6 protein-coding genes are annotated in these 7371 nt (G+C 67.8%); 2 read left to right on the top strand and 4 right to left on the bottom strand.

The annotated features are described in order from the left end of the window. The first annotated feature begins 72 nt into the window (after positions 1-72). Together VMD50_RS08560 and VMD50_RS08555 are read left to right on the top strand one after the other, a co-directional pair. The gene (locus tag VMD50_RS08560; protein WP_325426772.1) at positions 73-2889 is read left to right on the top strand and encodes an aconitate hydratase; all 2817 of its coding nucleotides are present in this window, start codon (positions 73-75) and stop codon (positions 2887-2889) included. 12 nt (positions 2890-2901) lie between these two features. Next, entirely contained in the window at positions 2902-3516 is a 615-nt protein-coding gene (locus tag VMD50_RS08555; RefSeq protein ID WP_325426770.1) for a TetR/AcrR family transcriptional regulator, read from the top strand. Positions 3517-3529: 13 nt separating this feature from the next. Here VMD50_RS08555 and VMD50_RS08550 read toward each other — a convergent pair whose 3' ends face one another. The 4 genes from VMD50_RS08550 to VMD50_RS08535 all read right to left on the bottom strand — a co-directional run bounded on the left by VMD50_RS08550 (position 3530) and on the right by VMD50_RS08535 (position 7029). Further along, complete coding sequence (locus VMD50_RS08550; protein ID WP_325426769.1) at positions 3530-3736, bottom strand: helix-turn-helix domain-containing protein; 207 nt, start codon at positions 3734-3736, stop codon at positions 3530-3532. Positions 3737-3822: 86 nt separating this feature from the next. Then, on the bottom strand, positions 3823-5451 hold the full coding sequence (locus tag VMD50_RS08545; protein WP_325426767.1) for an ABC-F family ATP-binding cassette domain-containing protein: 1629 nt from the start codon (positions 5449-5451) through the stop codon (positions 3823-3825). A gap of 18 nt (positions 5452-5469) precedes the next feature. After that, positions 5470-6312 carry an enoyl-CoA hydratase gene (locus VMD50_RS08540; protein WP_414686026.1) on the bottom strand — a complete coding sequence of 281 codons (843 nt, stop codon included), beginning with the start codon at positions 6310-6312 and terminating at the stop codon, positions 5470-5472. Between the two features lie 3 nt (positions 6313-6315). After that, positions 6316-7029 (bottom strand): GAP family protein, encoded by a 714-nt coding sequence (locus VMD50_RS08535; RefSeq protein ID WP_325426763.1) that lies wholly within the window; start codon positions 7027-7029, stop codon positions 6316-6318. Positions 7030-7371 lie beyond the last annotated feature (342 nt).

Raw genomic sequence — 7371 nt, 5'->3', positions numbered from 1 at the left:
CGTACTGTTAAAGTGTCTTCACCATCCGCCGACACGGCCCGCCGGCGGAAGAACTTAAACCCGGGAGTTGATGTGACTAGCAAGGAATCTGTGAACTCGTTCGGAGCACGCGACACCCTCAACGTCGGCGACAAAAGCTACCAGATCTACCGTCTGGACGCCGTCCCCAACACCGAGAAACTCCCCTACAGCCTCAAGGTCCTCGCGGAAAACCTGCTCCGCAACGAGGACGGCAGCAACATCACCAAGGACCACATCGAGGCCATCGCCAACTGGGATCCCAAGGCGGAGCCCAGCATTGAGATCCAATACACGCCCGCCCGCGTGGTGATGCAGGACTTCACCGGGGTGCCCTGCATCGTCGACCTGGCCACCATGCGCGAGGCCATCGGCGACCTCGGCGGCAACCCGGACAAGGTCAACCCGCTGGCGCCGGCCGACCTGGTGATCGACCACTCGGTGATCGCCGACCTGTTCGGCCGGCCCGACGCGTTCGAGCGCAACGTCGAGATCGAATACCAGCGCAACGGCGAGCGCTACCAGTTCTTGCGTTGGGGGCAGGGCGCATTCGACGACTTCAAGGTGGTGCCGCCGGGCACCGGCATCGTGCACCAGGTCAACATCGAATACCTCGCCAGCGTGGTGATGGACCGCGACGGGGTGGCCTATCCCGACACGTGCGTGGGCACCGACTCGCACACCACGATGGTCAACGGGCTCGGCGTGCTCGGCTGGGGCGTGGGCGGCATCGAGGCCGAGGCCGCGATGCTCGGCCAGCCGGTGTCGATGCTGATCCCCCGGGTCGTCGGGTTCAAGCTGACCGGCGAGATCCAGGCCGGCGTCACGGCCACCGACGTCGTGCTGACCGTCACCGAGATGCTGCGCAAGCACGGCGTCGTCGGCAAGTTCGTCGAGTTCTACGGCGAGGGCGTGGCCGAGGTGCCGCTGGCCAACCGCGCCACCCTGGGCAACATGAGCCCCGAATTCGGTTCCACCGCAGCGATTTTCCCGATCGACGAGGAGACCATCTCCTACCTGAAGTTCACCGGGCGCAAGCCCGAGCAGCTCGCCCTGGTCGAGGCCTACGCCAAGGAGCAGGGCATGTGGCACGACCCGAAGCACGAGCCTGAGTTCTCCGAGTACCTGGAGCTCGACCTCTCCGACGTGGTGCCGTCGATCGCCGGGCCCAAGCGCCCGCAGGACCGAATCGCGTTGTCGGACGCCAAATCCACGTTCCGCGAGCAGATCCCCAATTACGTCGGCGACGACCCCGACAAGAAGGACTACTCGAAGCTGGACGAGGCGGTCGACGAGTCCTTCCCGGCCAGCGACCCCGCGTCCCTGTCCGCCAACGACACTGGCGCCCCGCCGGTGGAGTCGGCCGCCGCGCACGCCAACGGCCGGGTGAGCAACCCGGTGACGGTGAAGTCGGACGACCGCGGCGAGTTCGTGCTCGACCACGGCGCGGTGGTGATCGCCGCGGTCACGTCGTGCACCAACACCTCCAACCCGGAGGTGATGCTGGGCGCGGCGCTGCTGGCGCGCAACGCCGTCGAGAAGGGGCTGGCCTCCAAGCCTTGGGTGAAGACGTCCATGGCGCCGGGCTCCCAGGTCGTCAGCGACTACTACGACAAGGCCGGCCTGTGGCCGTACCTGGAGAAGCTGGGCTTCTATCTGGTCGGCTACGGCTGCACCACGTGCATCGGCAACTCCGGCCCGCTGCCCGACGAGATCTCCAAGGCCATCAACGACAACGACCTTTCGGTGGCGGCCGTGCTGTCGGGCAACCGGAACTTCGAGGGCCGCATCAACCCGGACGTGAAGATGAACTACCTGGCCTCGCCGCCGCTGGTGGTCGCCTACGCCCTGGCCGGGACCATGGACTTCGACTTCGAGTCCGAGCCGCTGGGTAGAGACAAAGAGGGCAACGAGGTGTACTTGAAAGACATCTGGCCGTCGCAGAAGGACGTCTCGGACACCATCGCCTCGGCGATCAGCCAGGAGATGTTCACCAAGAACTACGCCGACGTGTTCAAGGGCGACGAGCGCTGGCGCAACCTGCCCACGCCCAGCGGCAACACCTTCGAGTGGGACCCGGATTCGACGTACGTGCGCAAGCCCCCGTACTTCGAGGGCATGTCGGCCGACCCGGAACCGGTCAAAGACGTCACCGGCGCGCGGGTGCTGGCGCTGCTCGGCGACTCGGTGACCACCGACCACATCTCCCCCGCCGGCAGCATCAAGCCGGGCACCCCGGCCGCGCAGTACCTCGACGAGCACGGCGTCGACCGCAAGGACTACAACTCCTTCGGTTCGCGGCGTGGCAACCACGAGGTGATGATCCGCGGCACCTTCGCCAACATCCGGTTGCGCAATCAGCTGCTCGACGACGTCGCCGGTGGCTACACCCGCGACTTCACCCAGGAAGGCGGCCCGCAGGCGTTCATCTACGATGCCGCGCAAAACTATGCGGCACAAGACATTCCGCTGGTAGTGCTGGGCGGCAAGGAATACGGGTCCGGCTCATCCCGCGACTGGGCGGCCAAGGGCACGTTGCTGCTGGGCGTGCGGGCGGTGATCGCCGAATCGTTCGAGCGCATCCACCGCTCCAACCTGATCGGCATGGGCGTCATCCCGCTGCAGTTCCCCGAGGGCAAGACGGCGCAGGACTTGGGGCTGGACGGCACCGAGGTGTTCGACATCACCGGCATCGAGGCGCTCAACGACGGCAAGACGCCGAAGACGGTGCGCGTCAAGGCCGCCAAAGAGGGCTCTGATGCAGTCGAATTCGACGCGGTGGTGCGCATCGACACCCCCGGTGAGGCCGACTACTACCGCAACGGCGGCATCCTGCAGTACGTGCTGCGCAACATGCTCAAGTCCGACTGAGCCAAGCCGCCTGTGCCGAAGGTCAGCGAGGACCATCTGGCGGCCCGCCGCCGTCAGATCCTCGACGGTGCCCGTCGCTGCTTTGCCGAATTCGGCTACGACAAGGCCACGGTGCGCCGGCTGGAGAAGGCGGTCGGCATGTCGCGCGGCGCGATCTTTCATCACTTCCGGGACAAGGACGCGCTATTTTTCGCGCTGGCGCACGAGGATGCCGAGCGGATGGCCGAGGTGGCGTCCCGCGAGGGCCTGATCCAGGTGATGCGCGACATGCTCGCCGCGCCGGAGGAGTTCGACTGGCTGGCAACCCGGTTGGAGATCGCGCGCAAGCTGCGCAACGACCCCGTGTTCAGCCGCGGCTGGGCGGAACGTTCCGCGGAATTGGCGGCGGCGACCACCGATCGGCTGCGCCGCCAGAAGGAGGCACACCGGGTGCGCGACGACGTCCCCGGCGACGTCCTGCAGTGCTACCTGGAACTGGTTCTCGACGGCCTGGTGGCCCGGCTGGCATCCGGTGAAGATCCGCGGCGACTCGCCGCGGTCCTCGACCTGGTGGAAAACTCTGTGCGGCGCAGTGATTCTCGCAACTCGGGCCGCGAGCGTAACGCTACTGCGAATGAGGGGACGTGATTTCGCAGTGACGCTACGCTCGCGCGGAGTGGCGCCGAGCCGAAGTGCGGTTGGGGCCGCCGCGGCCGCGCAGCGTGGTGCCGGACTCCAGCAGCATGCTGTGAATCGATCCGTAGGACCTGCCGGTGGTGGCAGCCAGATTGCGAATGCTGGCGCCGCCCTCATACGCGTTGCGTAGTTCGTGCAACGTCTGCTCGCGCGTCTTCTTTGGCTTTCGCACCGCTCCCCTCCCGACTCGGGGTCCACCCCCAAGCACATAGCGTAAGAAGCCGTCGGCGGTCGCGGGCCGGTTTGGCCGAAAAGAAGTCAGGCCAGCTCGATGAGATCCCGGTACTCGTCGGACCAATAGTCCTCGGTGCCGTCGGGCAACAGCACGACGCGTTGCGGGTCGAGGGCCTCGGCCGCGCCCGGGTCGTGCGTCACCAGCACCACCGCGCCCTGATAGCTGCGCAGCGCATCGAGCACCTGTTCGCGCGATGCGGGATCGAGGTTGTTCGTCGGCTCGTCGAGCAGCAGAACGTTCGCGGTGGACGCCACCAGACCGGCCAGCGCGAGCCGGGTCTTCTCGCCGCCGGACAGCGTCCCCGCCGGCTGCTCGAGCTGCGGACCGCTGAACATGAACGCGCCGAGCAGGCCGCGCAGCTCCTGATCGCCGGTGTCGGGCGCGGCATGCCGGATGTTCTCCCACACGGTCGCGTCATTGTCGAGCGTGTCGTGCTCCTGCGCGAAATAGCCGATCCGCAAACCATGTCCGGGCTCGATGGCTCCCGTGTCGGGGTTCTCGACGCCGGCCAGGATGCGCAGCAAAGTGGTCTTCCCCGCCCCGTTGAGGCCCAGCACGACCACGCGGGAGCCGCGGTCGATGGCCAGATCGACACCTGCGAAGACCTCGAGCGATCCGTACGCCTTGCTCAACCCGGAGGCCGTCAGCGGTGTGCGCCCGCACGCGGCCGGCGTCGGGAACCTGATGCGGGCGACCTTGTCGGCGACCCGTTCCTCGTCGAGCGAGGCCATCATCCGATCGGCACGGCGCAACATGTTCTGGGCCGCAACGGCTTTCGTCGCCTTGGCGCCGAGCTTGGCCGCCTGCGTGCGCAGCGCGGCGGCCTTGCGTTCGGCGTTCGCGCGTTCCCGGCGGCGGCGCTGCTCGTCGGTGGCGCGGGCGTCGAGGTACTTCTGCCAGCCCATGTTGTAGACGTCGACCTCGCCCCGCACGGCGTCCAGGAACCACACCCGGTTGACCACGTCGGCGAGCAGTTCGACGTTGTGGCTGATGATCACCAGCCCGCCGCTGTGGCCGCGCAGGAAGTCCCGCAGCCAGCCGATCGAGTCCGCGTCGAGGTGGTTGGTCGGCTCGTCGAGCAGCAGCGTGGTGGACGATCCGGCGCCGGTGTCGGACGCGGCGAACAGGATGCGCGCGAGCTCCACCCGGCGGCGCTGCCCGCCGGACAGCGTGCGGAGCTTCTGCGTCAGCACCCGTTCCGGCAGGCCGAGGCTCGCGCAGATCCGGCCCGCCTCGCTCTCGGCGCCGTAGCCGCCCAACGCCACGAACCGCTCCTCCAGCTGCCCGTAGCGACGGATCGCGCGGTCCCGGGCGTCGTCGTCGGCGACCTCGGCCATCAACGCCTGCTGCTTCTCCAGGTCGGTGAGCAGGACGTCCAACCCGCGGGCCGACAACACCCGGTCGCGGGCCAGCACGTCGAGGTCGCCCTCCTTGGAATCCTGTGGCAGATAACCGATTTCGCCGATGCGGGCCACCGATCCGGCGTACGGCTCGGACTCGCCCGCCAGGATGCGCAGGGTCGTGGTCTTGCCCGCGCCGTTGCGACCGACCAGCCCGATGCGGTCACCGGGCTGCACGCGCAGGTCCGGGCCGTCCGGGGAGAGCAGAATGCGCGCACCAGCGCGGACCTCGAGGTCCGTGGCCGTGATCACGATCGCTCTCCTAGCTGGCTATTTGTCGTCGGTGAACACCGGCGGCCTCTTCTCTGCGCGCGCGGCAACCGCTTCTTCGAAGTTGGCGGTGAGCAGGCGGACGAAGAGCTGTCCCAGGCCTTCGGCTTGCATGTGCCCTTCCAGGCTACCGGCCTCGAGCCCACTCCACAGTGTGCGCTTGGTCAACTCGATCCCCGGCCGCGAGAAGGCCGCTATGCGTGCGGCGATCGCGTAGCAGGTGTCCAGCAGCTGCCCTTCCGGAACCTGACACGACACCAGCCCGATGCGCTCGGCCTCCTCGGCGGTGACGTCGCGACCGGTCAGCATGATCTCGAACGCGCGCGACGACCCGATGGCCCTGGGCAGCAGGTAGCTCAACCCCAGCTCACTGGCCGTCAGGCCGTTGTTGATGCCCGCGGCCCGGAAGTAAGCGCTGGTCGAGGCCACCCGGATGTCCGCGGCCAGCGCCAAACACAACCCGCCGCCGATGGCCGGGCCGTTGACGGCGGCGATCACCGGCTGGTGCAGCCGACGCAGCGCCAGGATGACGTCGTCGAGCAGCTCCATCGACCGCAGCGCGTAGGTCGGTCGGGTCAACCCGTCGACGTTGGGGACCGATCCCGCGGACTTGTGGTCGGCGCCCGAGGAGAACCCGCGACCCGCCCCGGTCAGCACGACGACACGCACGGAGTTGTCGTAGGTGACCTGCTCGAGGGCTTCCTTGAGGGGAACCATGACGTCGAACGCCATGGAATTCATCCGCTCGGGCCGATTGAGGGTTATCAGCGCGACACCGGGCCGTGGTTGCTCTACCAGTACCAGACTCACCCGTGAAAGGTAACGCGTGCGCAGAACGCGCAAGGCTCAGACGTGGCCCATGCCGGTCGTCATCAGGAAAACCCCCAATACGGCCACGACCAGGCCCAGGACGGCCCTCCTGCGGGCCTGCACCCAGTCGTGCACGCGCGACATCGCCGCGCCGGTCCGCGCCGGCGCCACCGCATGGCAGACCAGTGGGATCTCGGCAAACGCCAGCCCGACCAGCGTGTATGCCGCGGCCGCGCTGACCTGGGTACCCAGGGCGGCCCCCGACGCCAGGATCACGGTGAGCGCGGCCAGGTACCGGAAGTCGGTCGTGATCCCGACCCCGACCAGGAACGTGATCCACGGCGGCCCGGCACGCAGCGCCTCCAGGGCGCGCGCCGACAATCGCGAGAACGCCGTCGGTTCGGCCGGGGATGACGGGCCGTCGGCGGGCGTTGCCACAGGTTGACGCACCGAAAAGCCGATCGCTATCAGCGCCGCCACGACCAGCGCGAACACGCCCATCGCGATCTGGATGCCGCCCGCCGTGGAGTTCGAGGTGGCGAGCTGCACCCTGTCCATGACACCGAGCACGACGTCGTGCAGCCCGAAGAGCGCGCCCAGCGCCAGGACGACGCCAACCGTCATCCCGCCGAGCCACAACGCGACCAGATGGAGCATGGGCCGTCGCCGCGAGAACAGCAGCAGGGCGATCCCGATACGTCCCGGGTCCACCCCGGCGACCAGCGCTAACGCCAGCACCGTGCCCCACATGGGCGCGACTCTACCGCGACCGGGGCAGGTCGCGTTTGTGCTTCCGGGCGATTTAGCCGGCGTGCGCGTGACCAGCCGCCAAGTCGCGGTATCGGCGGCGGCCGCGTACGTTAAATGTCTTCGAAACGCCCCACGTGGGTTCGTTTGGTCTGCTACCTTTATCCACCGTTGGGTACGTGTCAGCTACGACTCGATGACACGTCCGGGGTGGGCCGCGCGAGCCGATAATAGCATGGTGCTGGCGCGGAATGCGCTGGGGCGCAACTAGATCCGGCCGATGGAGGTAGGTGCACGAAAAAATCGGGTTGTCGCCGAGTCTATGAATCCGCTATGCCCGGGCGG

This window comes from Mycobacterium sp., assembly GCF_035506235.1.
In the GTDB taxonomy this organism is placed as follows: Bacteria; Actinomycetota; Actinomycetes; order Mycobacteriales; family Mycobacteriaceae; genus Mycobacterium.
This window is presented reverse-complemented; position numbering and strand designations above follow the sequence as displayed.